Annotated in this window: 25 protein-coding genes and 1 pseudogene; 17 read left to right on the top strand and 9 right to left on the bottom strand. The window is 73.6% G+C overall.

Annotation, left to right across the window (positions count from 1 at the left end; genetic code table 11):
• Positions 1-125 precede the first annotated feature (125 nt).
• The 10 genes from ACZ8ZB_RS31120 to ACZ8ZB_RS31075 all read left to right on the top strand — a co-directional run bounded on the left by ACZ8ZB_RS31120 (position 126) and on the right by ACZ8ZB_RS31075 (position 15,543).
• The gene (locus ACZ8ZB_RS31120; RefSeq protein WP_470740926.1) at positions 126-4,124 is read left to right on the top strand and encodes a HAMP domain-containing protein; all 3,999 of its coding nucleotides are present in this window, start codon (positions 126-128) and stop codon (positions 4,122-4,124) included.
• A 40-nt stretch (positions 4,125-4,164) separates the two neighbouring features.
• Positions 4,165-6,579 (top strand): SpoIIE family protein phosphatase, encoded by a 2,415-nt coding sequence (locus ACZ8ZB_RS31115; protein WP_470740925.1) that lies wholly within the window; start codon positions 4,165-4,167, stop codon positions 6,577-6,579.
• A gap of 103 nt (positions 6,580-6,682) precedes the next feature.
• On the top strand, positions 6,683-7,075 hold the full coding sequence (locus ACZ8ZB_RS31110; protein ID WP_470740924.1) for an STAS domain-containing protein: 393 nt from the start codon (positions 6,683-6,685) through the stop codon (positions 7,073-7,075).
• A gap of 127 nt (positions 7,076-7,202) precedes the next feature.
• The gene (locus ACZ8ZB_RS31105; RefSeq protein WP_470741626.1) at positions 7,203-8,102 is read left to right on the top strand and encodes an STAS domain-containing protein; all 900 of its coding nucleotides are present in this window, start codon (positions 7,203-7,205) and stop codon (positions 8,100-8,102) included.
• Complete coding sequence (locus tag ACZ8ZB_RS31100; RefSeq protein ID WP_470740923.1) at positions 8,099-8,518, top strand: STAS domain-containing protein; 420 nt, start codon at positions 8,099-8,101, stop codon at positions 8,516-8,518. The genes ACZ8ZB_RS31105 and ACZ8ZB_RS31100 overlap by 4 nt, the downstream gene beginning before the upstream one ends.
• Positions 8,518-8,958, top strand: a complete 441-nt coding sequence (locus tag ACZ8ZB_RS31095; RefSeq protein WP_470740922.1) for an anti-sigma regulatory factor — start codon at positions 8,518-8,520, stop codon at positions 8,956-8,958. The genes ACZ8ZB_RS31100 and ACZ8ZB_RS31095 overlap by 1 nt, the downstream gene beginning before the upstream one ends.
• Positions 8,958-10,010 carry an anti-sigma regulatory factor gene (locus tag ACZ8ZB_RS31090; RefSeq protein WP_470740921.1) on the top strand — a complete coding sequence of 351 codons (1,053 nt, stop codon included), beginning with the start codon at positions 8,958-8,960 and terminating at the stop codon, positions 10,008-10,010. Before ACZ8ZB_RS31095 ends, ACZ8ZB_RS31090 begins: the two co-directional genes overlap by 1 nt.
• Positions 10,007-11,737, top strand: coding sequence for a PP2C family protein-serine/threonine phosphatase (locus tag ACZ8ZB_RS31085; protein ID WP_470740920.1), 1,731 nt, complete (start codon positions 10,007-10,009; stop codon positions 11,735-11,737). The genes ACZ8ZB_RS31090 and ACZ8ZB_RS31085 overlap by 4 nt, the downstream gene beginning before the upstream one ends.
• Positions 11,738-11,855: 118 nt before the next feature.
• Positions 11,856-13,229 (top strand): NAD(P)/FAD-dependent oxidoreductase, encoded by a 1,374-nt coding sequence (locus ACZ8ZB_RS31080; protein ID WP_470741625.1) that lies wholly within the window; start codon positions 11,856-11,858, stop codon positions 13,227-13,229.
• Positions 13,230-13,308: 79 nt separating this feature from the next.
• Positions 13,309-15,543, top strand: a complete 2,235-nt coding sequence (locus tag ACZ8ZB_RS31075; RefSeq protein WP_470741624.1) for an FUSC family protein — start codon at positions 13,309-13,311, stop codon at positions 15,541-15,543.
• A 164-nt stretch (positions 15,544-15,707) separates the two neighbouring features.
• On the opposite strand, the gene ACZ8ZB_RS31070 is transcribed toward ACZ8ZB_RS31075, so the two are convergent.
• From ACZ8ZB_RS31070 to ACZ8ZB_RS31055, 4 genes are all read right to left on the bottom strand, one after another.
• Positions 15,708-16,136 (bottom strand): hypothetical protein, encoded by a 429-nt coding sequence (locus ACZ8ZB_RS31070; protein ID WP_381230625.1) that lies wholly within the window; start codon positions 16,134-16,136, stop codon positions 15,708-15,710.
• A gap of 28 nt (positions 16,137-16,164) precedes the next feature.
• Entirely contained in the window at positions 16,165-16,395 is a 231-nt protein-coding gene (locus ACZ8ZB_RS31065; RefSeq protein ID WP_470740919.1) for a DUF5133 domain-containing protein, read from the bottom strand.
• A 31-nt stretch (positions 16,396-16,426) separates the two neighbouring features.
• A complete protein-coding gene (locus ACZ8ZB_RS31060; protein WP_470740918.1) occupies positions 16,427-17,290 on the bottom strand; it encodes an RNA polymerase sigma factor SigF in 864 nt (287 codons plus the stop codon).
• A 195-nt stretch (positions 17,291-17,485) separates the two neighbouring features.
• Complete coding sequence (locus tag ACZ8ZB_RS31055) at positions 17,486-17,926, bottom strand: ATP-binding protein (RefSeq protein WP_470740917.1); 441 nt, start codon at positions 17,924-17,926, stop codon at positions 17,486-17,488.
• 156 nt (positions 17,927-18,082) lie between these two features.
• Here ACZ8ZB_RS31055 and ACZ8ZB_RS31050 point away from each other — a divergent pair, with 156 nt between their 5' ends.
• From ACZ8ZB_RS31050 to ACZ8ZB_RS31040, 3 genes and pseudogenes are all read left to right on the top strand, one after another.
• Entirely contained in the window at positions 18,083-18,313 is a 231-nt protein-coding gene (locus ACZ8ZB_RS31050) for a hypothetical protein (protein WP_470740916.1), read from the top strand.
• A 4-nt stretch (positions 18,314-18,317) separates the two neighbouring features.
• Positions 18,318-18,481: pseudogene (locus tag ACZ8ZB_RS31045) on the top strand (ornithine decarboxylase); the annotation flags it as partial.
• Between the two features lie 285 nt (positions 18,482-18,766).
• Positions 18,767-19,225, top strand: a complete 459-nt coding sequence (locus ACZ8ZB_RS31040) for a cyclic nucleotide-binding domain-containing protein (protein WP_470740915.1) — start codon at positions 18,767-18,769, stop codon at positions 19,223-19,225.
• Between the two features lie 55 nt (positions 19,226-19,280).
• Here ACZ8ZB_RS31040 and ACZ8ZB_RS31035 read toward each other — a convergent pair whose 3' ends face one another.
• A complete protein-coding gene (locus ACZ8ZB_RS31035) occupies positions 19,281-19,898 on the bottom strand; it encodes a LysE/ArgO family amino acid transporter (RefSeq protein WP_470740914.1) in 618 nt (205 codons plus the stop codon).
• Between the two features lie 70 nt (positions 19,899-19,968).
• Here ACZ8ZB_RS31035 and ACZ8ZB_RS31030 point away from each other — a divergent pair, with 70 nt between their 5' ends.
• Positions 19,969-20,865 (top strand): LysR family transcriptional regulator ArgP, encoded by an 897-nt coding sequence (locus ACZ8ZB_RS31030; RefSeq protein WP_470741623.1) that lies wholly within the window; start codon positions 19,969-19,971, stop codon positions 20,863-20,865.
• Here the strand turns inward: ACZ8ZB_RS31030 and ACZ8ZB_RS31025 are convergent.
• Positions 20,831-21,583, bottom strand: a complete 753-nt coding sequence (locus tag ACZ8ZB_RS31025; protein WP_470740913.1) for a TetR/AcrR family transcriptional regulator — start codon at positions 21,581-21,583, stop codon at positions 20,831-20,833. The genes ACZ8ZB_RS31030 and ACZ8ZB_RS31025 overlap by 35 nt on opposite strands.
• Positions 21,584-21,716: 133 nt before the next feature.
• On the opposite strand from ACZ8ZB_RS31025, the gene ACZ8ZB_RS31020 reads away from it, so the two are divergent.
• Positions 21,717-22,937 (top strand): saccharopine dehydrogenase family protein, encoded by a 1,221-nt coding sequence (locus ACZ8ZB_RS31020; RefSeq protein WP_470740912.1) that lies wholly within the window; start codon positions 21,717-21,719, stop codon positions 22,935-22,937.
• 111 nt (positions 22,938-23,048) lie between these two features.
• On the top strand, positions 23,049-23,300 hold the full coding sequence (locus ACZ8ZB_RS31015) for a WhiB family transcriptional regulator (RefSeq protein ID WP_381230645.1): 252 nt from the start codon (positions 23,049-23,051) through the stop codon (positions 23,298-23,300).
• Between the two features lie 38 nt (positions 23,301-23,338).
• Here the strand turns inward: ACZ8ZB_RS31015 and ACZ8ZB_RS31010 are convergent, their stop codons facing one another.
• Complete coding sequence (locus ACZ8ZB_RS31010; RefSeq protein ID WP_470740911.1) at positions 23,339-23,788, bottom strand: DUF6098 family protein; 450 nt, start codon at positions 23,786-23,788, stop codon at positions 23,339-23,341.
• A gap of 154 nt (positions 23,789-23,942) precedes the next feature.
• Here ACZ8ZB_RS31010 and ACZ8ZB_RS31005 point away from each other — a divergent pair, with 154 nt between their 5' ends.
• Positions 23,943-24,293 (top strand): DUF488 domain-containing protein, encoded by a 351-nt coding sequence (locus ACZ8ZB_RS31005; RefSeq protein WP_470740910.1) that lies wholly within the window; start codon positions 23,943-23,945, stop codon positions 24,291-24,293.
• An 18-nt stretch (positions 24,294-24,311) separates the two neighbouring features.
• On the opposite strand, the gene ACZ8ZB_RS31000 is transcribed toward ACZ8ZB_RS31005, so the two are convergent.
• Both ACZ8ZB_RS31000 and ACZ8ZB_RS30995 read right to left on the bottom strand, forming a co-directional pair.
• Positions 24,312-25,985 carry an FAD-binding dehydrogenase gene (locus ACZ8ZB_RS31000; protein WP_470740909.1) on the bottom strand — a complete coding sequence of 558 codons (1,674 nt, stop codon included), beginning with the start codon at positions 25,983-25,985 and terminating at the stop codon, positions 24,312-24,314.
• A gap of 18 nt (positions 25,986-26,003) precedes the next feature.
• Positions 26,004-26,612, bottom strand: coding sequence for a TetR/AcrR family transcriptional regulator (locus ACZ8ZB_RS30995; RefSeq protein ID WP_470740908.1), 609 nt, complete (start codon positions 26,610-26,612; stop codon positions 26,004-26,006).
• Positions 26,613-26,893 lie beyond the last annotated feature (281 nt).

Raw genomic sequence — 26,893 nt, 5'->3', positions numbered from 1 at the left:
TCCCCCGAGGGCGCCACGCTTTGTTCCGCACCCGCGATCTGGGTTAGCCTTCGGCGTATTTTCTCATCGCGCACATCCGTGAACTGCGGAAACGCGCTCTGACTCTGGCCGGAACGAGGGTGCGCATGACCAGCAAGAGCACCGAGGGGACCGAGGTGGCACCGGGGGATCAGGAGCTGAGGCGGCTCCTGGCGGGACTGACGGCCGTACGGGACGGGGACTTCGGCACCCGGCTGCCGGACGACGCGGACGGCCTCATGGGGGACATCGCCAAGGTCTTCAACGGGATGGTGGACCAGCTGTCGGTGTTCACCTCCGAGGTCACCCGGGTGGCCCGCGAGGTCGGCACCGAGGGGGCGCTGGGCGGCCAGGCGCAGGTGCCGGGGGTCTCGGGCACCTGGGCCGACCTGACGGACTCGGTGAACGCGATGGCGGGCAACCTCACCGCGCAGGTCCGCTCCATCGCCCAGGTGACGACGGCGGTCGCCAAGGGCGATCTGTCGCAGAAGATCACCGTGGACGCCCGCGGCGAGATCCTCGAACTCAAGAACACCATCAACACGATGGTCGACCAGCTCTCCGCCTTCGCCGACGAGGTCACCCGCGTCGCCCGCGAGGTCGGCACCGAGGGCCGCCTCGGCGGCCAGGCCGACGTGCAGGGCGTGAAGGGCACCTGGCGCGATCTCACCCACTCGGTGAACTTCATGGCGGGCAACCTCACCGGCCAGGTCCGCAACATCGCGCTGGTGGCGACGGCGGTCGCCAAGGGCGATCTGTCGCAGAAGATCACCGTGGACGCCCGCGGCGAGATCCTCGAACTCAAGAACACCATCAACACGATGGTCGACCAGCTCTCCGCCTTCGCCGACGAGGTCACCCGCGTCGCCCGCGAGGTCGGCACCGAGGGCCGCCTCGGCGGCCAGGCACAGGTGCGCGGCGTCTCCGGCACCTGGAAGGACCTCACCGACAACGTCAACGTGATGGCGTCCAACCTGACCGGTCAGGTCCGCTCCATCGCCCAGGTCGCCTCCGCGGTGGGCCGGGGTGACCTGTCGCAGCGGATCAGGGTCGAGGCGGCCGGGGAGGTCGGGGCGCTGGCCGACGTCATCAACACCATGGTCGACACGCTGTCCGCCTTCGCCGACGAGGTCACCCGCGTCGCCCGCGAGGTCGGCACCGAGGGCCGCCTCGGCGGCCAGGCGCACGTGCCCCATGTCGCGGGCACCTGGAAGGACCTCACCGACAACGTCAACTCCATGGCGAACAACCTCACCGGTCAGGTGCGCAACATCGCGCTGGTGACGACCGCCGTGGCCCGCGGCGACCTGTCGAAGAAGATCGACGTCGACGCCCGCGGCGAGATCCTCGAGCTGAAGACGACCATCAACACGATGGTCGACCAGCTCTCCGCCTTCGCCCAGGAGGTCACCCGCGTCGCCCGCGAGGTCGGCACCGAGGGCCGCCTCGGCGGCCAGGCGGAGGTCGAGGGCGTCTCCGGCACCTGGAAGCGGCTCACGGAGAACGTCAACGAGCTGGCGGGCAACCTCACCCGGCAGGTCCGGGCGATCGCCGAGGTCACGAGCGCGGTCGCCGAGGGCGACCTGACCCGCTCCGTCAACGTGGAGGCCTCCGGCGAGGTCGCCGAACTCAAGGACAACATCAACTCGATGGTGGAGTCCCTGCGCGAGACCACCCGGGCCAACAAGGAGCAGGACTGGCTCAAGACCAACCTCGCCCGGGTCTCCGGCCTGATGCAGGGCCACCGCGACCTGCCCGTGGTCGCCGAGCTGATCATGGACGAGCTGGTGCCGCTGGTGTCGGCCCAGTACGGCGCCTTCTACCTCGCGGAGGACGGCGACGACGGTCCCGAGCTGCGGCTCGTCGGTTCCTACGGCTACCCCGACGACGACGGCCGGCCCACCCGGATCGCCTTCGGCCGCACCCTGGTCGGCCAGGCCGCGCGCAGCCGCCGCACCATCACGGTGGACGAGCTGCCGCCGGACTACGTCACCATCTCCTCCGGGCTGGGGCAGGTGGTGCCGACCACGCTGGTGCTGCTGCCCATCGTGGTCGAGGGCCAGGTCCTCGGCGTGATCGAGCTGGCGTCGGTGACCCCGTTCACCCAGATCCACCAGGACTTCCTGACCCAGCTGATGGAGACCATCGGCGTCAACGTCAACACCATCGTGGCCAACGCCCGCACCGACGAGCTGCTCGTCGAGTCGCAGCGGCTCACCGCCGAACTGCAGGAGCGCTCGGCGGAGTTGCAGACCCAGCAGGAGGAACTCCAGCACTCCAACGCCGAACTGGAGGACAAGGCCGCGCTGCTGGCCGCGCAGAACCGGGACATCGAGGCGAAGAACCTGCAGATCGAGCAGGCCCGGCAGGAGCTGGAGGCACGCGCCCAGCAGCTGTCGCTGGCCTCGAAGTACAAGTCGGAGTTCCTGGCGAACATGAGCCACGAGCTGCGCACTCCGCTCAACAGCCTGCTGATCCTGGCCCAGTTGCTCGCCCAGAACCCCTCGCGCAATCTCAGCCCGAAGCAGGTCGAGTACGCGCAGATCATCCACTCGGCCGGTTCGGACCTGCTGCAGCTGATCAACGACATCCTCGACCTGTCCAAGGTCGAGGCCGGGAAGATGGACGTCAGCCCCGAGCGGGTGGAGCTGCGCCGGCTCATCGAGTACGTCGAGGCCACCTTCCGGCCGATGACGATGCAGAAGAGCCTGGACTTCACCGTGACGACGGCGCCGGGCGCGCCGGCCGACCTGCTCACCGACGACTCGCGGCTGCGGCAGGTGCTGCGCAACCTGCTGTCCAACGCGGTCAAGTTCACCGAGCGGGGCGGCGTGGAGCTGCGGATCGAGCCCGCGCCGGACGACGAGGTGCCCGGCGATGTGCTGCGGGGCGGGTCCGTGGTGGCCTTCCGGGTGCAGGACACCGGTGTGGGCATTCCCGAGCAGCACCTGGAGGCGATCTTCGGCGCCTTCCAGCAGGCCGACGGCACGACGAGCCGCAAGTACGGCGGCACCGGGCTCGGTCTGTCCATCACCCGGGAGATCGCGCACCTGCTGGGCGGCGCGGTGACGGTGGACAGCGTCGCGGGCCAGGGCAGCACGTTCACCCTGTTCCTGCCCGTGGCCCGGCCGGACTTCGAGGAGCTGCTGCGGCCCTCGCCGTTCCCGGACGGGGAGCAGGGCCAGGCCCTGCCGGAGGTGCCGGCCCGGCAGCCGGCGGCGATCGAGACGGGGGCACCGTCCGGCCGGCGTCCGCGGCGGCTGCTCGTCGTGGAGGAGCGGCCCCGGGGCCTGCTGACCCTGGTCGCGGAGAGCGTGGTCCAGGACGTCGCGCACGGCGACGGCGCCTCCCGGCCCTCGGTCGACATCCTCACCGCCGTCGGCGCCCAGGAGGCGGCCGGTGCGCTGGCCGCCGATCCGTGCCACTGCGTGGTGCTGGAGCTCGGCACGGCCCAGGAGGAGGTCACCCGGTTCCTGGAGGCGCTGCGGGGCGACTCCGCCCTGGCGAGCGTGCCGGTGCTGGTGCACAGCGGCCACCGTGTGGACGCGGCGGTCGAGGAGGACCTGCGCTCCCGTGCCGAGGGCACCGCGCTGGAGTTCCTGTCCAGCCTCGACGAGCTGCGCGAACGCATCGCCCTGCACCTCTCCGCGGAGGAGCCCGGCGACGTGCTGTCGCTGGTGCGGCCCGACGAGCCGCAGCGGTCGGCGCCGCAGACCGTGGTGGACGACTCGTTCTCCGGCCGCACCATCCTCGTCGTCGACGACGACGCGCGCAATCTCTTCGCGCTCAGCGGGATCCTGGAGCTGCACGGCTTCCGGGTGCTGCACGCGGAGAACGGCCGCAAGGGCATCGAGAGACTGGTGGACAACCCCGACGTGGCGCTCGTGCTGATGGACGTGATGATGCCCGAGCTGGACGGCTACGCCGCCACGGCCGAGATCCGCACCATGCCGCAGTACGCCGAGCTGCCCATCATCGCCGTCACCGCGAAGGCGATGCCCGGGGACCGGGAGAAGAGCCTCGCCTCGGGGGCCAGCGACTACGTCACCAAACCGGTCGACACCCAGGACCTGATCGCCTGCGTCCGCCGCTGGCTGCCGGCATGAGCCCCGCCGCGGGATCCCCCCTCCGAGGAGCGTGCGCACAGTGAGCATCAGCGAGCACCAGGGCGAGCCGCAGAGCGGTGGGGCCCGGCTCGAGCGGCCGTCGGCCGGACCTGTCGGGCTGTCCGCGGACTCGCCCGTGGGCAGACTGGCGGCCACCGTGGACCGGCTCAGCCGGGAGGTGCGGGCGGCGCAGGCCGAGGCCGAGGGCCGGGCACTGATCGAACTCGCCAAGGGCATCCTCGTCGAACGGCTGGGATGCGGTCCCTCGCAGGCCGCCCGCCAGCTCGCCGAGCTGACCGAGCAGGCCGGGACGACCCAGCTGGAGTTCGCGGTCGAGGTCATCAACCAGGCCGCCCGGGACCGGATGTCCGAGGTGACGAACGCCTTCCTGGCCGCCACCCGGGCCGCCGAGGAGGCGGGGCGGGACCCCGCCGCCGTACGGCTGCGCGCGGCCGAGAGCGGGGCGCTGGCCGCGGACGACACCCAGGCCGTGGCCGAGTCCCTGCTCGCGCAGGCGCTGCGTCCGCTGGGCGCGGTGGCCGTGGCGATCTGGGCGGCCGGCGCCGACGGGTCGCTCACCCTGGCGGGCAGCGCCGGGTTCTCCCCCGCGGAGGCGGCGCGCTGGTACTACGTGCCGCCGGACGTGGCGACGGTCGCCCGGTGCGGCCTCGCGGAGCGCGACGGCCTGTGGATCACGTCGCTGGCCGACCGGGGCCTGCCCAGTGTCGGCCGGCACCACCACCCGGACGGCGGCCGGGCGGCCCTGCCCGCCGGTACGGGGGGCCGTGTGTACGGCGTGCTGGAGATCGTCTGGCCGGATCCGCTGCCCGAGCAGCCGCCGCAGATCGTGCGCCAGGTGGAGGCCCTGGCGGAGCTGTGCGCGCACACCCTGGAGACGTACACGGCGCCCGGCGGCCCGGCCCCCCAGCCCCGGGTGCTGCCGGACGCCGCGGAGCTGATGGACCTGGCAGACGGGCTGTACGACCCGGCTCTCGTCCTGGTGCCGCACCTGGACGACCAGGGCAATCTGCTGGACTTCCGCATCCAGCACGTCAACGGCCGCTTCCTGGACCCGGCGGGCCGGCCGCGCGCCATGGTCAGCGGCGCGCTGCTCCTGGAGGCCTACCCGATGGCCGCCGGGAACAGCGAGCTGTTCCAGCGGATCGAACGGGTGTACGCCACGGGGGAGCCGTTCCGCGCCCGGCGCATGAACCTGACCGCCCTGGTCGACCAGGTGCCGCTGGCGTCGGTCGCCGACATCAGTGTCAGCCGGCACGGCTCCGGCATCCTGTTCATCTGGCGGATCGAGGACGAGACGGCCCGCCTGGCGAGCCTGCTCCAGCACGCCCAGCGGCTCGGCCGGATCGGCGGTTTCGAGGAGAACCTGCTGACCGGGGAGATCACCTGGAACGGGCAGCTCTTCGACCTGTACGGGCGTCCCGAGTCCAGCCCGCCGGTGCCGCTGGAGGAGCTGCCGGCGCACGCCCACCCGGACGACGCCGTCACCATCGGCCGCTTCCTGCGCACGCTGCTGCACCACCGCCGTCCGGCGTCGGCCGCCTTCCGGCTGCAACGGCCGGACGGGGTGACCCGGCACATCCGGGTCGTCGCCGAGCCGGTCCTGGACACCGACGGTCGGCTGCTCACCACCCGCGGCGCCTACCAGGACATCTCCGCCCAGCACTGGACGGAGGTGGCACTGGCGGCCACCCGCGACCAGCTGGCGCACACCGAGCAGCACGCCAGCGAGCGCGACCGGCTGGCGCTGCAGTTGCAGCGTGCCATCATGCCGCCCACCCAGGCGCCGCTGCAGGTGCCCGACCTCGACGTGGCCGTCCGCTACCGGCCCGCGGAGGCCGAGCAGCTGGTGGGCGGCGACTGGTACGACGCCGTGGTGCTGCCGTCCCGGCTGGTGCTGCTGTGCGTGGGCGACGTCGCCGGCCACGGCATAGAGGCGGCGACCAGCATGGTCGTCCTGCGCAACGCGCTGCGCGGCCTCGCGGTCACCGGGGCGGGCCCCGGCCAGCTGCTGTCCTGGCTGAACATCGTGACGCACCATCTGACGGGCGGCGTCACCGCCACCGCGGTGTGCGCTCTGTACGACCCGGAGTCCCGCACCCTGCGGTGGGCCCGGGCGGGCCATCTGCCGCCGGTGCTGGTGCGCGGCTCCGAGGCCGCCCCGCTGCCGCTGGTGCGGGGACTGCTGCTCGGCGCCGTACCGGAGGCGGTGTACGAGGAGTCGGAGGTGCAGCTGGCCGCCGAGGACAACCTGCTGATGTACACGGACGGTCTGATCGAGCGCCGGGACCGCAGTGTGGAGGAGTCCCTGACCCATCTGCTCACCGCCGCCGCCTCCGCCCCGGACACGCTCGACCAGCGGCTGGACCGGCTGCTCACGTACAGCAGGTCGGACACGGACGACGACACCTGCATCGTGGGCATCCGGGTCGGCTGAGGAGGGTGCCTCGGCCGGGCGGGCGGGCCGAGGCATGACCGGACGATTCGGGGGTACGCGCGGCTGCGCGACGAACGGCTTGATCACTTTGCTGGAGGTACTCGTGCCCATTGCCCAGGAACCGTTGTCCGTCGAGGTGACCCTGCCCCGGGAGGACGTGGCGCTGCTCACGGTGGAGGGGTACTTGGACGTCGACACGGCGACCGAGTTCCAGCACCACCTGGCGAACCAGCTCCATCACGGCCGCCGGCACTTCCTGCTCGACCTGACGGCCGTCCCCTTCATGGACTCGTCCGGCATGAACATCATCCTCCGGGTCTATCAGGAGGCCCGTGAGCTGCCGGGGAGCGTGCACATCATCTCCCCCGTCCCCGCGGTGCGCCGCATCCTGGACCTGACGGGCGTGAGCATCACCGTGCCCGTGTCGGAGAGCGTCGACGAGGCGCTGGAGCGTGTGGACGCGCTGCCGGAGGCCCCGGTCGAACCGGAGGTCTGAGCGCGGTTCGCGGGGTCCGGCGCGGACGGCGCCGGAGCCTGGTTAGAGTGGCCATCCGGCCAAGGTCGCACCTGGGCCCCGGCGTTGGGGCGCGGTGCGACGCGACGACGACGAGGAGAAGAAGCAGGTGCCGGAGCACGAAGCGGGCGGAGCACTCGGAACACCGGCGCACGAGGTCAGGGACTTCCTGCGGCGCCGACGCGAGCAGATCGCCCAGCGGTGGGCGGACGAGCCCCTGTTCCGTACGGTGTTCACGGCCTCGCGCGACGAGGCGGTGGAGGCGGGGAAGGCGGTCGTCGACGCGCTGGCCCAGGTCGCCGACGCGCAGCAGGTCGAGGACCCGGACGCCGCGGGCTTCTCGGCGGTGCGCGAGCAGCTGGCCCGGATGGGGGCGGCCCGCTCCCGCGCGGGCCTGTCCAACACGCAGGTGTCGAGCGAGCTGGCGGCGCTGTGGCCGCCGGCCGAGAATCTCCTGGTCGCCGAATCGGGCCAGGCGTCGCCGGAGGAACTGCGGGCGTGGTCGAACACGCTCAGCATGCTCCTGGGCACGCTGCGTCTGGTGGCCATGCAGACGGCGCTGAGCGAGACGCAGTCCCTCATCGACCGGCAGCGGCTGCAGCTGCTGGAGGTGGCGACGCCGGTGATCAAGCTCTGGGACGGCATCGTGGCGGTCCCGCTGATCGGGACGCTGGACAGCGCCCGCAGCCAGGGGGTGATGGAGACCCTGCTGAACGCGGTCGTCGACCAGCACGCCCGGTTCGCGATCCTCGACATCACCGGTGTGCCGACGGTCGACTCGCTGGTGGCGCAGCACCTGATGAAGACGGTCGCCGCGGCCCGGCTGATGGGCGCGGAGTGCGTGGTGTCCGGCATCCGTCCGGCGATCGCGCAGACCATCGTCCACCTGGGTCTGGACCTCGGCACGGTGAAGACGCGGGCGAGCCTCGCCGACGCGCTCGGGTACTGCCTGCACGAGCTGGGGACGAACATCGTGAACGCGGCGCCCGACGGTGCGGGCCTGCGGTGAGCGAGGGGTTCTCCCGCCCGGTCGCGGGACATGTGCCGGTCCTCAGGCTCGGCGACGTTCTGCTGGTCACCCTACAGGGGGACCTGTACGACAGCACGGCGCACCGGCTCCAGCAGGACCTCTCCGAGACGATCGCCCGCAGCGGGGTCAGGGGGGTGGTCATCGACATCTCCGGCGTGGAGATCGTCGACTCCTTCCTCGGGCGGGTGCTGGCCGAGATCGCGGCGCAGACCGAGCTGCTGGCCGCGCGCACCGTGGTGGCCGGCATGCGGCCCGCGGTCGCCATCACCCTGGTGGAACTGGGTCTGACGCTGCCGGGGCTGCGGACCGCGCTCACCACCGAGGCGGCGATGGAACTCCTCGCGCAGCCCGTCGTGACATCCCGTTCCGGCGGCATGCGCGAGGGGAGTCCGTGATGCACACCGCCGCGGGCGTCGAGGCCCGCCTGCCCATCCGGTCGGACATGGACCTGGTGTGGGTGCGTCAGCACGTGCGGCAGGCCGCCGCCCGGCTCGGCTTCGGCCTGGTGGACCAGACGAAACTGGTGACCGCCGCCAGCGAGCTGGCCCGCAACACCCTGGTGCACGGCGGGGGCGGCCTGATGGAGGCGACGCACGTCAGCGTCGGCGGGGCCGACGGGCTGCGGCTGTCCTTCAGCGACTCGGGTCCCGGCATCCCCGACCTCGAGCGGGCGCTCAGCGACGGCTACACCTCCGGCGGCGGGCTGGGGATGGGGCTGGGCGGCTCCCGGCGCCTGGTGCACGACTTCGAGGTGAAGAGCACGCCGGGGTCGGGGACCACGGTACGGGTGACGTCGTGGGTGACCCGGCCGCCGCGTCAGCGTGAGGACGTCTGATGCCCCGCGTCCGGTACGTGCCGGTGCAGGACTCGACCCGGGTGCGTGACGTCCGGGTCGCGGCGGAGGAGGCCGCGGCGGAGGCCGGGCTCGACGAGCGGCGCACCGCCGACGCGGCGCTGGTGGCGACCGAGCTCGCCACCAATCTCCTCAAGCACGCGCAGGCGGGAGAGGTGATCGTCGACCTCGTGGACCCGCCGGTACCGGGTGAGGGCCGACCGGAACGGGTCGTGCAGATCACCGCGCTCGATCACGGGCCGGGCATCGCCGATGTGGACCGTGCGCTGCGGGACGGTTTCTCCACCACCCGCTCGCTCGGCGCGGGTCTCGGCACCTGCCGGCGTCTGGCCGACGGCTTCGGCCTGCACAGCGCGCTCGGCCGGGGCACCGTGGCGGTGGCGCGGCTCGGCTCCGCCGGCGGCGAGGACTCCGCCGGGGCTCCCGGTGTGCGCGCCGGCGGTGTGAACGTCCCGTTCGCCGGGGCGGACTTCTCGGGGGACGCCTGGGCCTGGGCCAGGTCCGGCGACCGGCTGACCCTGATGCTGGCCGACGGGCTGGGCCACGGGAGCGAGGCGGCGCGTGCCTCGACCGCGGCCGTCGAGGAGCTGCGCCGCTGGGCCCGGCTCCCGCCCGCCGAGTGTCTGCCCAAGCTCCACACGGCGTTGGCCGGCACCCGGGGCGCGGCCGTCGCCGTGGCGCAGCTCGACACCTGGGCCGGCCGGCTGCGCTTCGCGGGGATCGGCAACGTGACGGCCCGGCTGCGGGAGGGCGACCGCTGGCGCTCCCTGCTGTCCCGGCCCGGCATCGTCGGGGTGCACCGGCCGCTCACCGTGCGCGAGGACGAGGTCGACTGGACCCCGGAGAGCCTGCTGATCCTGCACACCGACGGTCTGCCCAGCCGCTGGTCCCCCGCCCCGGACACGGGACCGCCGACGGCCGACCCGGCCGTGACGGCCGCCGTCGCCGTCCGCGACGCCGGCAGTCCCGCGCGTCCGGCGCGGGACGACACCGCCGTGGCCGTGCTGGCCCCCGTACCGCCGGACCGCCCATGACGCACACCTGGCGGATCCGCACCGTCACGGACGCGGCACGCGCCCGTATCGCCGTGGCCCGGCTGGCCGCGGCGCACGGGGTGCCCACCGTCGAACGCGCCCGGCTGGCCGCGGAGCTCAGCGGCCGGCTGCGGCAGTGCCTCACCAAGGGCGGCGTCTGGGTGCTCACCCTGGACGTCCCCGGCCCGGCCGCCGGGGACGGGGCGCTGCACGCCTCGGTGGTGCCGGCGCCGGGCGCGGGCGCCGCGGGCCGCGCCCCGTGGACGGTGACCGTGCCGTGCCCCGAGCCCGGCCGGGTGGCCGGCGTCGGCACGGTGACGGAGGACCCGGCCGTCCTGTCCGAGGCGCTGCTGGGCGCCGACGAGGACACGGCCGCGGTGCTGGACAAGCTCGCCGAGCAGGAGGAGCTGGTCGCCTTCCACCGGGAGGAACTGCACCAGACCAACCAGGGCGTCCTGGCGCTGCACGCCGAACTGGACGCGGCGGGGCGCGCGCAGCGGGAGGCGTTCGCCGCCGAGCGCCGGGCGCGCAACGAGGCGGAGAACGCGCGCCGCAGGCTGACGTTCCTGGCGGACGCGAGCGCCGTGCTGAACGCCTCGCTCAACCACGACGAGATCGTGCGCCGGCTGCCCGAGCTGCTGGTGCCGCGGTACGCCCGCCACGTCGACGTATGGCTGTTCGACCAGGAGGACGACCGGCATCCGCCCACGTCCCATCCGCCCACGTCCCATCCGCGGGCGGCGATCCGCGCCGCCCGCACCGGACGCCCGCAGTACGCCGCCGCCCACCCCGGTGGTCTGCCCGGGGTGGACGACCAGCCCGCGTCGGCCCTGGACCCCGACCGGCCGCTGCTGTGCATCCCGCTGCTGACCCGCCGGGCGCCGCTGGGCGTGCTGACGCTGTCGTCGCCCGGTGAGCGCTGGGACCCGGACGACGCCGTGATGCTGCTCGAGCTCGCCCGGCGGGCCGGCACGGCCATCGACAACGCCCGCCGCTTCGAGCACAACCGGGACATCGCCGAGACGCTGCAGCGCGCCCTGCTCACCGAGCTGCCGACGACGCCGGCCCTGAGCCTGGCCGCGCGCTATCTGCCGGCCACGCACGGGCTGAACATCGGCGGCGACTGGTACGACGCCTTCCGGCAGCGCGACGGCGGTCTGATCACCGTGATCGGGGACGTGACCGGGCACGGGCTGCACGCTGCGGTGATGATGAGCCAGCTGCGCACCGCGCTGCGCGCCTACGCCGTCGACGGCGACAGCCCCGGCCGGCTGCTGACCCGGCTGCACGAGTACCTGCGCCACCTCCAGCCCGATCTGTTCGCCACGGCGGTCATCGCGCGGTTCCATCCGGACGGGCGCACGCTGACGTGGGCCGCCGCCGGTCATCCGCCGCCGGTGCTGCGGCTGCCCGACGGGCGGGTGCGCACCCTGGACGCCAAGCCCGGCGCGATGCTCGGCATCCCGCTGCGGCAGGACATCGCCGACCACACCGAGCGGCTGGCGCCGGGTTCGACGCTCGCGCTCTACACGGACGGGCTGGTGGAGCGGCGCGCCCGGGGCATCGACCCGGGCATCGAGCGGCTCGCGGCGGCCCTGGGTTCGTTCGGTTCCCCGGAGCTGGACGCGGATCTGGAGAACTCGGCGGACCGGCTCCTGCGCCCGCTGCTGAGCGATTCCGAGCGCGACGACGACGTCTGTCTGCTCCTGTGCCACCTGCGCGGCTGAACCGGCCGCGGCTGTCTTCCCGGTGCGTTCGCGCGAAGGTGCGGGCATCGTGGTGCTGAACAGGGGCACGCGTCAGTTGTCGATGTTCGAGGCAGAGCGCCTGGAGCCGCAGGAAGGGATGGACACCGTGACACGACCCAGGATCCTGGTGGTGGGCGCAGGTTTCGCCGGCGTGGAGTGCGTGCGGCGGCTGGAGCGCAGGCTCGCCCCGAACGAGGCCGACCTCACGCTGGTGACGCCGTTCTCCTACCAGCTCTATCTGCCGCTGCTCCCCCAGGTGGCCTCCGGCGTGCTGACCCCGCAGTCGGTCGCGCTCTCCCTGCGCCGGAGCGAGAAGTACCGCACCCGGATCATCCCGGGCGGGGCCATCGGCGTGGACCTGAAGTCCAAGGTCTGCGTCATCCGCATCGTCAACGGCGAGATCGTCAACGAGCCGTACGACTACATCGTGCTGGCCCCCGGCAGCGTCACCCGCACCTTCGACATCCCGGGGCTGACGGACCACGCCTTCGGGCTCAAGTCGCTCGCCGAGGCCGCCTACCTCCGCGACCACGTCATCTCCCAGCTCGACCTGGCCGACGCGAGCCACGACCCGGCCGAGCGGGCCTCGCGGCTGCAGTTCGTGGTCGTCGGCGGCGGTTACGCGGGCACCGAGACCGCGGCCTGCCTCCAGCGGCTGACGCACGCCGCCGTCAAGCGCTACCCGCGGCTGGACCCGGGCCTGATCAAGTGGCATCTCATCGACATCGCGCCGAAGCTGATGCCCGAGCTGGGCGAGAAGCTCGGGCGCAGCGCGCAGGAGATCCTGACCCGGCGCGGCATCGAGATCTCGCTGGGCGTCTCCATCGCGAAGGCGGGCGCCGAGGAGGTCACCTTCACCGACGGCCGGGTGGTGCCCACCCGCACCCTGATCTGGACCGCCGGTGTCGTCGCCAGCCCGCTCATCGCCACGCTCGACGCGGAGACCGTCCGGGGGCGGCTCGCGGTCAACGCGGACATGTGCCTGCCGGGCCACGACGGGGTGTTCGCGCTCGGCGACTCGGCCGCGGTGCCCGACATGGCCAAGGGCGACGACGCCGTGTGCCCGCCGACCGCGCAGCACGCCCTGCGGCAGGGCAGGCACGTCGCCGAGAACGTCATCGCGACGCTGCGGGGGCAGCCGACACGGCCGTACGTCCACAAGGACCTCGGGCTGGTGGTGGACCTCGGCGGCACCGACGCGGTCTCCAAGCCGCTCGGCTTCGAGATGCACGGTCTGCCCGCCCAGGCGGTGGCCCGCGGCTACCACTGGTCGGCGCTGCGCACCGGTGTCGCCAAGACGCGGGTCATGACCAACTGGCTGTTGAACGCGGTCGCCGGCGACGACTTCGTCCGTACCGGGTTCCAGGCGCACAAGCCGGGCAACCTGCGGGACTTCGAGTACCTGGACGCCTACCTGACGCCGGAGCAGGTGCGGCAGCACGTCGCGGAGGCGGGCCGGGCGGCACGGTGACCCGGGGGACGGGAGACGGTTCGCGCCCGGCGCCGCCGGGATCCGGGTGTGCGTGCGTGACGGGAGAGAGTGCGGCGGAGTGAAGGCGGCGGGACGCTCGGTGCGGGCACGGCTGCGGGACCGTCTGGCGGCGTCCGACCCCGGTCTGCTGCGGCTGACGGCCGGGCTGCGGACGGTGGGCGCGGTCGCGCTGACGCTGGCCGTGCTCGCTCCGGCGGGGTCGGACGTCACCCATTCGGTGGCGGGCGCGATGGCGGCGATGGTCGCCACCTTCTCCATTCGTGAGCGGCGGCGCGGCGCCCAGGCCGTCACGCTGGCCGTCGGCCTGCCGGTCGCGCTGGTGTCCGTGTCGCTGGGCGCGGTGCTCAACGCCCGGGTCGTCGCCGGGGACGTCTTCTTCGTCGTCCTCATCTTCTGCGCGGTCTACGGCCGCCGGTTCGGCGACCGCGGGACCGCGCTCGGGCTGATCGGCTTCCAGATCTACTTCCTGTCCCTGTTCGTCGGCGCCTCCGCCTCCGGGCTGCCGGAGCTGTGGGCCGCCCTGACCGTCGCGTTCGCGTGCAGCGCGCTGGTACGGTTCGCCGTCGTCCCCGTGACGCCCGCGGGGACGCTCGCACGGCTGCGCCAGGCCTTCCGGGCCCGGCTGGGCCGGCTGGTCTCCGCGTACCTGGCGCTGCTGGACGCCGGGCCGGACGGGATGGACAAGGCGCTGGAGGACGTGCGGGAGGGCAACGCCCGGCTGCACGAGACGGCCCTGATGATCCAGAGCCGGCTGGAGGAGGGCACGCCGGACGAGTCGGCGGCGCGGCTGGTGCAACGCCGGATCGCGGACGCGGAGATCGCCGCCGAGCGGCTCGGTCTGCTCCTGCTGTCGGCGCGCAGCGCCGAGCGGGCGGACACCCTCACCCTGCACCTGCCCGGCGCGCCCGCCCCGGAGGTGGGCCGGCTGCCCGGCCCGGACGAGTCCACGGCCGTACTGCGGCGGGACCTGCTCGCGCTGCGGGCGCTGGTGGTGCGCACCGGGACCGGTGGAACGGGCGTGGCCCAGCTGCGCAACCGACTGCTCGGTTACCGGGACGAGGAGAACCTGCCGGCCGCCACCCCGGCCGTGCGGGACGTGTTCCGGGCCGTCGGCGAGACCGCCCGCGCCGTCATGGGGCTGCGCGTCGCCCTGGAGGGTCCGCAGGACGAGTCGGACGACAGCCCGGCGACAGCACGCTCACGGGAGGAGCTGGACGCCGAGGACGCCGCCATCGACGCCGGTGAGGAGGACGAGCCGGCCGAGCGGCAGAAGGGGCTGCAACGGCCCACCACACGCGCCGCCGTGCAGGTCGCCGTGGGCTCGACGCTGGCCATCGCCGGCGGCGAGCTGCTCTCCACGGACCGCTGGTACTGGGCGGTGCTCACCTGCTGGATCGTGTTCATCAACACGGCCTCGACCGGCGAGATCCTGGTCAAGGGCTACCGGCGGCTGCTGGGCACGGTGTTCGGCGTCGTCGCCGGCATCGTGCTGGCCGGCCTGGTGGGCTCCCACACCTGGACGGCCTTCGCCCTGGTGCTGGTGCTGATCTTCGCCATGTTCTACACGGCGCCGCTGTCCTACACGCTGATGTCCTTCTTCGTGACGGCGATGCTGGGACTGCTCTACACCCTGTTGCACACCTACAGCTGGGAGGTGCTGGTGCTGCGGGTGGAGGAGACGGCGCTGGGCGCGGCCTGCGGGGTGGTCGCGGCGGCGCTGGTCCTGCCGGTGCGCACCGACCGGCGCACCGACGAGCTGCTGGTCACGGTGCTGGAGCGGCTCGCCGAGGTGACCGAGGCCGCCCTCGGTCAGCTCAGCGGCGGGCCCGCCGGCGACCTGCTGGACAAGGCACGGCGGCTGGACCAGGCACTGGGCGACCTGCGCTCCGCCACCCAGCCGCTGACGCATCCGGTCACCCCGTTGCGGGCCCGGCGCGCCACCGCGCGCTACGTGGTGGCGCTCCTCGAGACGTGCGCGTACCACGCGCGTTCGCTGGCCGCCACGGCGGAGTTGCTGCCGACCCACCCGTCGATCGCGGCGGACCCCCGGCTGCGCGGGGCGGCGGGGCGCACGGTGCGCAACATCGTGACGATCGCGGACCGTGTCGCCGGCGAGGACGTCACCACGCCGGTCGGGACCGGGCCGAGCATCGCGTCCCTCCTGGGCGGCGACGGCGGCGCCCGCTACGGCCGCGTCACCGGCCGGGTGCTGCGCCACCTGGAGCGCCTGGACGAGGCCGTGGTGGGTCTCGCCCGTCCCCTGGGCGTCCCGGTGAGGACGCCCGAGCGCTGAGGAGGCCGGCGCGGACGCAGCCGTGTCCCCCCTCGTTCGGTGTCCGGACGGCGTCGTCGAGGCCGTCCGGACCGGCCGGCGGTCCGCCCGTCCCGCCTCCGCCGCCCGTCGCGGCGCGCGCGTACGGCCCCGGCGGTCGCCGGGGCCGTACGCGCGGGCGCGGTTCAGAAGTCGGTCGGGAGGCCGCTGGCCTCCGCGATGCCTCGTAGCTCCTCGTTCTGGCGGTGGCGGTCCCTGATGTAGTCGGCGATCTCGTCCAGGCGGGAGGGGTCGGCGGCGGTCGCCGCGTCGGTGACCACCCGGACCGGTCCGGTGTCGTCGACCTCCAGCTCGACCACCTCGTTGTCCAGGCGGCCGGTGACGGCGGTGGCGATGACGAGGGCGGCCTCGTCGCGGACCTCCTGCGGCAGTTCCTCGTCCCCGCCGTCCAGCGCGAGGTCCATGCCGGACAGCCGGTGTTCCTCGATCGCCTGGAGGACCGGCTCCACCACATGGAGCAGAAGCCGGTAGTCCTCGGTGTCCATCCGGACCCGCAGGAGGTCGAGATAGACGTCCACAGCCCTGCCTTCCGGGGGAATCTCGGATTCGCTCATCCGCTTCGGGTTCCCCGCACGCCGCGGGTCATACGGAGGCCGGGGCGCCGGCCCCGCGCGTGTCCTGCCCGGCCGTGGCCAGCCAGCCGCGCGCGGTGGTGAGTGCGTGGCGTACGTCGCGGGTGCCGGTCGACACGCACAGGGTGTACGCCAGGTCGCCGGTCCGCGGGTCCGGGCCGGCCGGTCCGCCTCCGGCCGCCGTCAGGGTCTCGTACTCCTCGACGAGCCGGCGCAGCACGGTGGGGTGGGGCTTCAGCATGTGTCTCGCTTCCTGGTGGGGCGGGCGCCGCTCACGCCGTCGCCGAGTGTCCGCCGGTACCGCGGCGGCCGGTGCGCTGTCCCATCACGTCGGCGCGCACTCGGGCGCAGCTGCGGCTGATGAGACGGGAGACGTGCATCTGGGAGATGCCCAGCCGGTCGGCGATGCGGCTCTGGGTCATGTCCTCGAAGAAGCGCATGTAGAGGATGGCGCGCTCGCGCTCCGGCAGCTTGCGCAGGCCCTCCTTGGCGGACTCGCGGTCGACGACGATGTCGTAGGAGGCGTCCGCGGCGCCGAGGGTGTCGGCGAGGCTGTAGCCGTCGTCGTCGGACGACAGTTCCGCGTCCAGGGAGAGGGTGCTGAAGCTCTCCAGGGCCTCCATCCCGGCACCTACCTCCTCCTCGGTCAGCCCGGTGTGGGCGGCGATGTCCGCCACGGACGGCTCGGGGCTGCCGGGGTTCTGGGTGAGCTCGCGCCGGGCCACCCGCACCTTGTTGCGCAGTTCCTGCACCCGGCGGGGCACGCGCAGGGCCCACATCCGGTCACGGAAGTGCCGCTTGACCTCGCCGGTGATGGTGGGGACGGCGTAGCTCTCGAAGGCCCCGCGGCTCGGGTCGAAGCGGTCGATGGCCTTCACCAGGCCCAGGGCGGCCACCTGGCGCAGGTCCTCGACGGACTCGCCGCGGTCGCGGAAGCGGCCGGCGATGCGGTGGGCCATGGGCAGCCACGCGGTGACGAGCTCGTCACGGACGGCGTCCCGCTCGGGGCCGTCCTCGAGGGAGGCCAGCCGACTGAAGAGGGCGGCGGTGTCGGGGGCGTCGTCGTGCCGCCTGCGGGGCGCGGCGGTCGTCGTGTCGGAGGGGCCGGAAGGGTGGGCGGTCGTGTCAATGAGCATGCGGTTCGCTCCCGAACGGTGGTTTCAGGGATCTACCGCGGGAGGGCCGACGCCGGGACGCCCGGAGGGGTCCACAGCAGTCGTACCACTCCCGCTGGCGCGCCTCCGGTCCGAAGCACGAACCTCCGATTGCCCCCTCGCCGGTGGAACAAACTCCGCTTCTTCGCACGATGTGCCGGGGCCTGTTCCGGCCGGTCAGAGCAGGGGTACCACGGCAGTGATGCACTTGCCTCCGGCGGGCAGGTCGGACACCCGGACGTCGCGGGACAGCCGGCACACGATGGGCCAGCCGTGACCGCCCGGACGGCGGCGTCCCTGCCGGTCGGCCGGCGGCACGACGACGGGCAGTTCGTCGCTGCGGTCGCTCACCGACAGACGTACTCCGGGGCCGCTCACGTCGACCTGGAAGTCGGTGATCCCGCCGCCGTGCAGCATGGCGTTGGTGGTGAGTTCGGAGGCGACGAGCAGGGCGTCCTCCAGGGCTTCGGCGTCGCAGGGGGTGCGGGTGGCCCGGCACCGTTCGGACACCGCCCGTATGACGGCCTCGCGGACCTCGGCCGGACGGCACGGGCAGGGGGATCCGGCCCGGCGCGCGCCGGGTGCTTCGAGGGGTTCGGTCGTGTGCTCCTCGTACATCGTGCGGCTCCCCGATCTGTGACGGAATGGGCGGGTAAGGCATCAGACCTCCCTTTTCGGCTCACCTGTCCCGGTAACGGCAAACCTCCCGGACGTTCTCCGTACACCTGTCGTCATGCCTGTCGTCCGATCGGCGCACGGGGGTACGCGGACGGTATGACCGACGTGGTGGATTCGGACGAACTGATGCGGCGCATCCAGCGGGCACGGGCCTGCGCGGCGCAGGAGGAACGGACCTGGCGGGCCCGGGGCGACGAACTGGGGCGGGCGGGCGCCGGTGATCCCGGCGCGGCACGCGACGCCGAGGTGCGCAAGGTGGCCTACGGGGTGGTGCTGCGGGTGCTGGACGAGATCCTGACGCCGGGCAGGCACGCGGCGGAGGGCTGAAGGGGACGCCGGACGGCACCGTGCGCACCCGCCGTCGGTCGGCGACTTCGGCCGGCCTTCGACGCCCGCCCGGACGCGCGCGGCGCGCCGGTGACCGGTCCGGCGCCGTGCGTCGCCGAGGTGTGCCGACGGCGCTCGCGCCCGCTGGTCGTGGACGAGCGCGCGGGCCGAGGGCGGTGAAACAGGTCACCCGCCCCGGTTACCCGAGCGCCCTCGAAATGGTTTATCGTTCACTCATACGTGGTGGCGGAGTCGACCCCCGTCCTCCGGACATCACCGCTTGCGGCCCTGGCTGGCTTCCCCCGTCCAGCCAGGGCTCTTTCATGCCCGGTCGGGCCCGGCGGACAGGAATCGGACTTCTCGTGTCCGCCGAGGTGCCCCGAACGGCCGCAGCGGCTGAAATGAACGTAGGGAAAGCACCGGAACCGAACGCCCGGCGAGGAGCCCCGCGCCATGACCAAAGCGATCAAACTCCTGACCGCCCTTCCCCCGCCGCAGCGCGAGCGCCTGATGGCGCTGGCACGGGAGGTGTCCTTCCCCGAGGACACCCGGATCTTCGAGTCGGGAGGCGTCGCCGACCGGTTCTGGGTGATCCGCTCCGGCGCGGTCTCGCTGGACCAGCGGGTGAGCGACCTGCACCGGGTGACCGTCGCCGGCCTCGGCACGGGTGATCTGCTGGGCTGGTCCTGGCTGTTCCCGCCCTACCGGTGGGACTTCGGCGCCGTGGCCTTCAGCCAGGTGCGCGCCTACGAGTTCGACGCGGCGGCCGTCCTCCGGCTCTGCGAGGAGGACCCGCCGCTCGGGATGGCCCTGGTGCGCAGTGTCGCCGAGGTGCTCGCCCACCGGCTGGAGACGACGCGCGGCCAGCTGATGGAGCAGTACGCGATGCACCGGCGCACCGGGGCGCTGTAGAGCGGCCCCGCACCCGGTGGCGGAGCGGCGCGGGCACCGCGGCGGCCGGGCGGCGTCAGGCTCCGGCGATCAGTGTGAGGCCGAGGACGGCCATGGTGGCGGCGACCAGGCCGTCCAGGACCCGCCAGGCGGTGGGACGGGCCAGGAAGCGGCTCAGCAGACGGGCGCCGAAGCCGAGCGCCGCGAACCAGCAGACGCTGGCCAGTACCGCGCCCAGACCGAAGGTCCAGCGCAGCGGGCCGTGGTCGGCGGCGACCGAGCCCAGCAGGAACACCGTGTCGAGGTAGACGTGCGGGTTGAGCCAGGTCATCGCGAGGCAGGTGAGCACCGCGCGGCGCCGTGAGGTCGCCGCCTCGCCCTCGGTCTCCAGTCCGGCGGCGGCCGGGCGCAGCACCCGGCGGGCGGCCAGGGCGCCGTAGCCGAGCAGGAACGCGCCGCCGATCCAGCCGACCGCCGTCAGCGCGCCGGGCCAGGCCACGACCACCGCGCCGACCCCGCCGACCCCGAGGGCGATGAGGGCCGCGTCGGACAGGGCGCAGATGCCGACGACGGCGAGTACGGCGTCGCGGCGGACGCCCTGGCGCAGGACGAAGGCGTTCTGGGCGCCGATGGCGACGATGAGGGAGAGGCCGGTGCCGAATCCGGCGGCGGCGGTGGTGAGGGCGCTGGTCATGCGAAGGACGCTACGGTCGGGAGGACCCTGCAGTACAGCTAAGGATTCTTACGTACCCTTAGCCTTCGTGATGACGGATCTCCCGCTGGACCAGGTACGGACCCTGCTCGCCGTGGTGGACGAGGGGACGTTCGACGCGGCGGCGGCCGCGCTGCACGTCACGCCCTCGGCGGTGAGCCAGCGGGTGAAGGCGCTGGAGCAGCGCACGGGGCGGGTGCTGCTGCTGCGCACCAAGCCGGTACGGCCGACCGAGTCGGGCGAGGTGCTGGTCAGGCTCGCCCGGCAGGTGGGCCGGCTGGAGCGGGACGCGTACGCCGAGCTGGGGCTGAGCGGGGCCGGAGAGCCGACCCGGGTGCCGGTGGCGGTGAACGCGGACTCGCTGGCGACCTGGTTCCTGGGGGCCCTCACCCGCCTGCCGGCCGATTCGCGGCTCCGTTTCGAGCTGCGCCGGGAGGACGAGGCCCATACGGCGGCGCTGCTGCGGGAGGGGACGGTGATGGCCGCGGTGACCTCGTCACCGGACGCGGTGCCGGGCTGCTCCGTGCGGCATCTGGGGCGGATGCGCTACCTCCCGGTGGCGAACCCGGAGTTCGCCACACGGCATCTCGCGGGACCGTTGCGGGAGGCGCTGCCCGGGGCGCCCGTGGTGGTGTTCGACCGGAAGGACGACTTCCAGGACGGCTTCGTGCGCCGGCTCACGCGCGGGCGCGCCGAGGCGAGCGCACTGCGCCACCACGTGCCGACCTCGGAGGGCTTCGTCGAGGCGGTGGCCGCGGGCCTGGGCTGGGGCATGGTCCCCGAGGCCCAGGCCGGCCCCCTGCTCCGGGCCGGCCGCCTCACGGTGTTCGCCCCGGGCCGGGAGGTCGACATCTCCCTGTACTGGCAGCAGTGGAAGCTGGACTCCCCCGCACTGGCGGCGGTGGCCGACGCGGTCACGGAAGCGGCCGCGCGGGCCCTGCGGCGTTAGGGGCGCCGTTCGGACCCCGCCACCGCGCCAGGCCGTTCTCCGCGCTCTCCAGGAGCATGTCCAGCGCCGTCGGGTAGGCGCTGGTGACCATGCGGGTGGCCAGCAGGGGCGCGGCCTCGGCGAGTCGGGGGTGGGTGGCGGCGGGCAGGCGGGCGTAGGTGGAGCGCCACATCTCCTCGTCGGCGCGGCGCGCGGCGCCGGGCAGCGCCAGGGAGGCGGCGTCGAGGGCGGCGAAGGCCAGTGCGGTGTCGATGAAGGCGTGGTAGACGCGGACCGCCTCCGGCAGCGGGAAGCCCGCGGTGCGCAGCACGTCCAGCACCGTCTCGTCGGCCGCCAGTTCGTTCGCCCGGCCGGAGACCCGGCTCGCCGTGAGGACGGCGGCCTGCGGGTGCGAGACATAGGCGGCGTGGATGCGCAGCCCGAGGGCCCGCAGGTCGGCGCGCCACTGTCCCGTGGGGCGCCAGCCGTGCAGCGCCCGGCCGATCAGCGCGTCCCCGATGGCGAGGGTCAGCTCGTCCATGCCGCGGAAGTAGCGGTAGAGGGTGCTCGGATCGCAGTCCAGGGCGAGGCCGAGCCGGCGGGCCGTCAGGCCCGCACCGCCGTGCTCGCGCAGCAGGCGGAGCGCCGTCTCGACGATCAGCGTCTCGGACAGCACGTGGCCGCTCCTGGTCGGCCTGCGGCGGCGTCGCCGTTCCTCGGGGACCACGCGTTTCGGCATCACCGTCTCCTCGCGCTCTTATGCCAACACCATTGACCTTATGCCGTCGCGAGGCGTTGTATCTCCGGCCGGGGCCCCGTGCACACACCCCGGATCCATGAGGATCCACGAGGCAGAAAGGGAGTGCTCCGTCATGCGTGTACTGCTCGTGGGAGCCGGCGGCGTGGGTACCGCCGTCACCCGGATCGCGGCCCGGCGGCCGTTCCTCGACCGGATGGTCGTCGCCGACCACGACCCGGCCCGGGCCGAGGCGGCGGTCGCCGCGCTCGGCGCGGAGGGCGCCCGGTTCCGCGCCGAGCGGGTGGACGCCGGCGACGAGGACGGGGTGGCCGCGCTGCTCGGACGGCACGGCTGCGACGTCCTGCTCAACGCCACCGACCCCCGGTTCGTGATGCCGCTGTTCCGTGCCGCGCGCCGCGCCGGCGCCACCTATGTCGACATGGCGATGTCGCTGTCCCGGCCGCACGCCGAGCGGCCGTACGAGGAGTGCGGTGTCAAGCTCGGCGACGAGCAGTTCGCGCGGTCCGAGGAGTGGGCGCGGGCCGGGGCGCTGGCCCTGGTCGGCATGGGGGTGGAGCCGGGTCTCTCGGACGTGTTCGCCCGGTACGCCGCCGACGAGCTCTTCGACGTGATCGAGGAGATCGGCGTCCGCGACGGCGCGAACCTCACGGTGGACGGCTACGGCTTCGCGCCGTCCTTCAGCATCTGGACCACCATCGAGGAGTGCCTCAACCCGCCCGTGGTCTACGAGAAGGAGCGCGGCTGGTTCACCACCGAACCCTTCAGCGAGCCGGAGGTGTTCGACTTCCCCGAGGGCATCGGCCCGGTGGAGTGCGTGAACGTCGAGCACGAGGAGGTGCTGCTCGTCCCGCGCTGGGTCGACGCCCGCCGGGTGACCTTCAAGTACGGCCTGGGCCGTGAGTTCGTCGACACGCTCAGGACGCTGCACCTGCTGGGCCTGGACCGCACCGAGCCGGTGACCGTGCCCGGCCCGGAGGGCCCGGTGCGGGTCTCCCCCAGGGACGTGGTGGCCGCCTGTCTGCCCGACCCGGCGACCCTGGGCGAGCGGATGCGGGGCAAGACCTGCGCCGGCACCTGGGTGCGGGGCGTGAAGGGCGGGGCTCCGCGCGAGGTGTATCTGTACCACGTGGTCGACAACCAGTGGTCCATGGCCGAGTACGGCTGCCAGGCCGTGGTGTGGCAGACCGCCGTCAACCCGGTCGTCGCCCTCGAACTCCTCGCCACCGGAGTCTGGTCGGGCACGGGTGTGCTCGGTCCCGAGGCGTTCCCCGCGGGACCGTTCCTGGAGCTGCTGACCGCGTACGGCTCGCCCTGGGGGCTGCGCGAACAGTGACCGCTCGCACCGCGTCACGTTGTTTCACCGCCCGTCGACAGGTCACCCGAAAGGAGCAAGGCGCCCAAAAGGGTGCCTGTCCGTACCCACACCGATCGCAGGTGACTCTCGATGGACAACTGGCGCAGCCGTGCGGCCTGCAGGACCGAGGACCCCGACCTCTTCTTCCCGATCGGCACCACCGGCCCCGCCCTGATGCAGACGGAACAGGCCAAGGCCGTGTGCCGACGCTGCCCCGTGCAGGAGCAGTGCCTTCAGTGGGCGCTGGACACCGGGCAGACCATCGGGGTGTGGGGCGGTACGAGCGAGACGGAACGCCGCGCCCTGAAGCGCCGTATCGCCGCCCGGCGCTCCTCCGGCTAGGGGGTGTCCGGCCGGCCCGTCGCGGCCCAGCGCGGCGTTCAGCGGCCGGTGCGGCGCAGTGGTCCCCAGGGGTTCTCCTGGCGGGCCACTTCCGTACGCGCCTCGTCGATCACACCGTCGTCGATCCAGCACCGCGGACGGACCTCCGTGACCAGCGGCTCGTTGTCGGGGCCGCGGGCGACCTCCCGTCCCCCGAGCACCCAGGGCCGGGTGCCCGGCCCCTTCTCCCGCGGCAGGTGCCCGTAGTCGTACAGCCTGCGCGCCACCCACAGCTCCACCGGCCGGTCCCGCCACCACTCCTCGACGTCGAGCGGGTTCGCGGACAGTCCGGGCATGGCGACGCCCGTGAGGTCGTCGGTGCTGGACACGGCGCGCAGATCGGCCGCCGGACCGCGGGACCAGCGGACGTACAGGCCCCGCTCGCGCTCGACCAGCGCGGTGAGTTCGGCGAGTGTGCCGACGACCGGCAGATCGTCCGGTGCCTCCATGAACGGCCTCCCGACATGCCACGGGCTCAGGCGGTCCGTAGTACCCGCCCCGCGCGGACGGAACCGGGGCCGGCGCCCTTCGGGGGACCGTCCCGCCGTGCCCGGTCCCGTGCGCCGCGGTACGCTCGCGGGACGTCGCCGGAAGGGACCGACCATGAGCGTGCGCGTGCGCCGTGTCCACGAACCGCCCGAGCCGGACGACGGCGTCCGGGTCCTGGTCGACCGGCTGTGGCCGCGCGGTCTGACGAAGGACGCCGCGCGGGTGGACGAGTGGCCCAAGGGCCTGACCCCGTCCACGGAGCTGCGCCGCTGGTACCACGCGGCCGACCGGCCGTACGAGGAGTTCCGGGAGCGCTACGAGGCGGAACTCGCCGCTCCGGAGGCCGCCGGTCTCCTGGACCACGTCCGTGAACTCGCCGGGAAGGGCCCGGTCACCCTGCTGACCGCCGCCAGGAACCCCGAGACCGGTCACGCGCAGGTGCTGGCCCGCCTCCTGGAGGACTGAAGGGGCGGGCCGCGTGCCCTACGCCGTCCGTTCGGCCGCCGCCCGTCCGGCCGCCCGTCCGGAGAACAGGCAGCCGCCGAGGAAGGTGCCCTCCAGGGCGTTGTAGCCGTGGAGACCGCCGCCTCCGAAGCCCGCCACCTCGCCGGCCGCGTACAGCCCTTCGATCGGCCGGCCGTCGGCTCCCAGCGCGCGGGAGTCCAGGTCGGTCTGGATGCCGCCGAGGGTCTTGCGGGTGAGGATGTGCAGCTTGACGCCGATCAGCGGGCCGGCCGCGGGGTCGAGGATGCGGTGCGGGGTGGCGACGCGGCCGAGGCGGTCGCCGATGTAGCGGCGGGCGTTGCGGATGCCCTGCACCTGGGCGTCCTTGCTGTACGCGTTGTCCATCTGCAGGTCGCGGGCCTCGATCTGGCGGCGTACGAGGGCCGCGTCGAGCAGGGGTTCGTCGGTGAGGGCGTTCATCTTCTCGACGAGCTGTTCGACGGTCGGGGCGGTCACGAAGTCGGCGCCCTTGCGCAGGAACGCGTCCACCGGCCCGGGGGCGCCCTTGCCGAGCAGGCGGGTGCGCAGGAAGCCGGCCCGGTCCTTGGCGGTGATGTCGGGGTTCTGCTCGGAGCCCGACAGCGCGAACTCCTTCTCGATGATCCGCCGGGTGAGGACGAACCAGGAGTGGTCGTGTCCGGCGAGGTCCTCGGTGGTGCGCAGGTGCCGCAGCGTGCCGAGGGTGTCGTAGCCGGGCAGGCAGGGCTCGGGCAGGCGGCGGCCGAGGGCGTCGAACCACATCGAGGACGGTCCTGGCAGGATGCGGATGCCGTGTCCGGGCCAGACCGGGTCCCAGTTCCGCAGTCCCTCGGTGTAGTGCCACATGCGGTCTTGGTTGACCAGGCGCACGCCCGCGCGGGCGCTGATGTCGAGCATCCGCCCATCGACGTAGGCCGGCACTCCGGTGACCATCTCGCGGGGCGGGGTGCCCAGCCGCCCGGGCCAGTGGCGGCGGACCATGTCGTGCTCGGCGCCGATGCCGCCGCTGGTGACGATCACGGCCTGGGCGGTGAGTTCGAACTCGCCGATGGCCTCGCGGCTGGAGGCGACCCCGCGCGGCGCGTCGTCCCCGGCCAGCACGGTGCCGCGCACCCCGCTCGCGGTGCCGTTGCCGACGACGAGTTCGTCGACCCGGTGGCGGTGGTGGAAGGTGAGCAGTCCGCCGGCCGCGGCCTGCCGGGCGTACCGGGCGAAGGGGGCGACGACGCCGGTCCCGGTGCCCCAGGCGATGTGGAAGCGGGGCACGGTGTTGCCGTGACCGTCCGCGCGGAGGTCGCCGCGCTCGGCCCAGCCGACCGTGGGCAGGAAGGTGATGCCGTGGCCGTCCAGCCAGGACCGCTTCTCCCCCGCCGCCCACTCGACGTAGGCCCTCGCCCAGCGCACCGCCCAGCTGTCCTCGTCGTCGAGCCGGTCGAAGCCCGCGCTGCCCCGCCAGTCGTTCCAGGCGAGGTCGAAGGTGTCCTTGATGCCCAGGCGCCGCTGCTCCGGCGAGCCGACGAGGAACAGCCCGCCGAAGGACCAGAAGGCCTGGCCGCCGAGGTTGGCGGCGTTCTCCTGGTCGACCAGGGCGACCCTGCGGCCCCTGCTGGTCAGCTCGTGGGCCGCGACGAGGCCCGCGAGTCCGGCTCCGACGACGATGACGTCGGCGTCCATGGCGACCGTCCCTTCCTGTCATCCGGTGAGCAGCGCGGTCAGCAGTTGTTTCAGCCAGGTCCGGGCGCCCGCGACGTCCCGGTCCAGCAGCAGTCGGGTGGTGACGCCGTCGTAGGCGGCGATCACGGCGTGCGCGGCGCCCTCGGCGTCGCCGAGCACGGCGGGCAGTCCGGTGCGGCCGCGGGCCCGGGCGAGCCGGTCCGCGACGGCCCGCCGCAACCGCGCCCGGTGCTCCAGCAGGGCGCGCGCCACCTCCGGGTCGCGGGCGGCGTGCACCAGGAAGTCGGTCTTCACCAGCAGCCAGTCGCGGTCGAGGAGCAGGACCTCGGTGACGCGGTCCACGGCGGCGGGCACGTCGAGGTCGGGTCCGTCCTGGGCGAGGGCCCCGGCGACCTGCTCGGCGATCAGTTCGGCGCGCTGCGTGTACAGGGCGAAGAACAGTTCGTCCAGACCGGCGAAGTTGGAGTAGAACGCGCCCCTGGTGTAGCCGGCGGCCTCGCAGACCTCCTCGATCGAGACGTGCCCGAAGCCCTTGGCGGCGAAGACGGAGAACGCGGCTTCGAGCAGGTTCGCGCGCGTGCGCAGCCGGCGCCTGGTGACGCGTCCCGCCGTGCCCTCCACCGTCATGGCCGCCCCTTCGTCCGATACGGGAACGTATCCGATGCACCGCTGTATCGGAAGGCCCGGGAGCGGCGGAGTCCGCACCACGGTCCTGCCGGGTCCGGCACGCCGGGAGCCGGTCCTCCCCGCCCCGCTCCCCCGCACTGGGCCGCACCCGGACGGGGAGGGCCGACGGACGCGGACACGGGGCGGGGGGACGGTCCGGCCGACGCGGCGGACCGGGCGGGCCGGTCGCCCTGTCCGGGAGGCGTCCGGGCGCGTCCGTCACGGACACGCCGTCGCGGCCG

It is taken from the genome of Streptomyces sp. 12E, assembly GCF_055633275.1.
Note: the sequence above shows the minus strand (reverse complement) of the source record. Positions and strands in the feature narration are given on the sequence as shown.

Coding starts and splice junctions, on each gene's coding strand:
- ACZ8ZB_RS31095 (WP_470740922.1), top strand. CDS start 8,518: ATGCACACCGCCGCGGGCGTCGAGGCCCGCCTGCCCATCCGGTCGGAC.
- ACZ8ZB_RS30995 (WP_470740908.1), bottom strand. CDS start 26,612: ATGACGGTGGAGGGCACGGCGGGACGCGTCACCAGGCGCCGGCTGCGC.
- ACZ8ZB_RS31015 (WP_381230645.1), top strand. CDS start 23,049: ATGGACAACTGGCGCAGCCGTGCGGCCTGCAGGACCGAGGACCCCGAC.
- ACZ8ZB_RS31120 (WP_470740926.1), top strand. CDS start 126: ATGACCAGCAAGAGCACCGAGGGGACCGAGGTGGCACCGGGGGATCAG.
- ACZ8ZB_RS31055 (WP_470740917.1), bottom strand. CDS start 17,926: ATGTACGAGGAGCACACGACCGAACCCCTCGAAGCACCCGGCGCGCGC.
- ACZ8ZB_RS31000 (WP_470740909.1), bottom strand. CDS start 25,985: ATGGACGCCGACGTCATCGTCGTCGGAGCCGGACTCGCGGGCCTCGTC.
- ACZ8ZB_RS31090 (WP_470740921.1), top strand. CDS start 8,958: ATGCCCCGCGTCCGGTACGTGCCGGTGCAGGACTCGACCCGGGTGCGT.
- ACZ8ZB_RS31020 (WP_470740912.1), top strand. CDS start 21,717: ATGCGTGTACTGCTCGTGGGAGCCGGCGGCGTGGGTACCGCCGTCACC.
- ACZ8ZB_RS31030 (WP_470741623.1), top strand. CDS start 19,969: ATGACGGATCTCCCGCTGGACCAGGTACGGACCCTGCTCGCCGTGGTG.
- ACZ8ZB_RS31060 (WP_470740918.1), bottom strand. CDS start 17,290: ATGCTCATTGACACGACCGCCCACCCTTCCGGCCCCTCCGACACGACG.
- ACZ8ZB_RS31035 (WP_470740914.1), bottom strand. CDS start 19,898: ATGACCAGCGCCCTCACCACCGCCGCCGCCGGATTCGGCACCGGCCTC.
- ACZ8ZB_RS31005 (WP_470740910.1), top strand. CDS start 23,943: ATGAGCGTGCGCGTGCGCCGTGTCCACGAACCGCCCGAGCCGGACGAC.
- ACZ8ZB_RS31080 (WP_470741625.1), top strand. CDS start 11,856: ATGGACACCGTGACACGACCCAGGATCCTGGTGGTGGGCGCAGGTTTC.
- ACZ8ZB_RS31050 (WP_470740916.1), top strand. CDS start 18,083: ATGACCGACGTGGTGGATTCGGACGAACTGATGCGGCGCATCCAGCGG.
- ACZ8ZB_RS31065 (WP_470740919.1), bottom strand. CDS start 16,395: ATGCTGAAGCCCCACCCCACCGTGCTGCGCCGGCTCGTCGAGGAGTAC.
- ACZ8ZB_RS31010 (WP_470740911.1), bottom strand. CDS start 23,788: ATGGAGGCACCGGACGATCTGCCGGTCGTCGGCACACTCGCCGAACTC.
- ACZ8ZB_RS31085 (WP_470740920.1), top strand. CDS start 10,007: ATGACGCACACCTGGCGGATCCGCACCGTCACGGACGCGGCACGCGCC.
- ACZ8ZB_RS31025 (WP_470740913.1), bottom strand. CDS start 21,583: ATGCCGAAACGCGTGGTCCCCGAGGAACGGCGACGCCGCCGCAGGCCG.
- ACZ8ZB_RS31040 (WP_470740915.1), top strand. CDS start 18,767: ATGACCAAAGCGATCAAACTCCTGACCGCCCTTCCCCCGCCGCAGCGC.
- ACZ8ZB_RS31070 (WP_381230625.1), bottom strand. CDS start 16,136: ATGAGCGAATCCGAGATTCCCCCGGAAGGCAGGGCTGTGGACGTCTAT.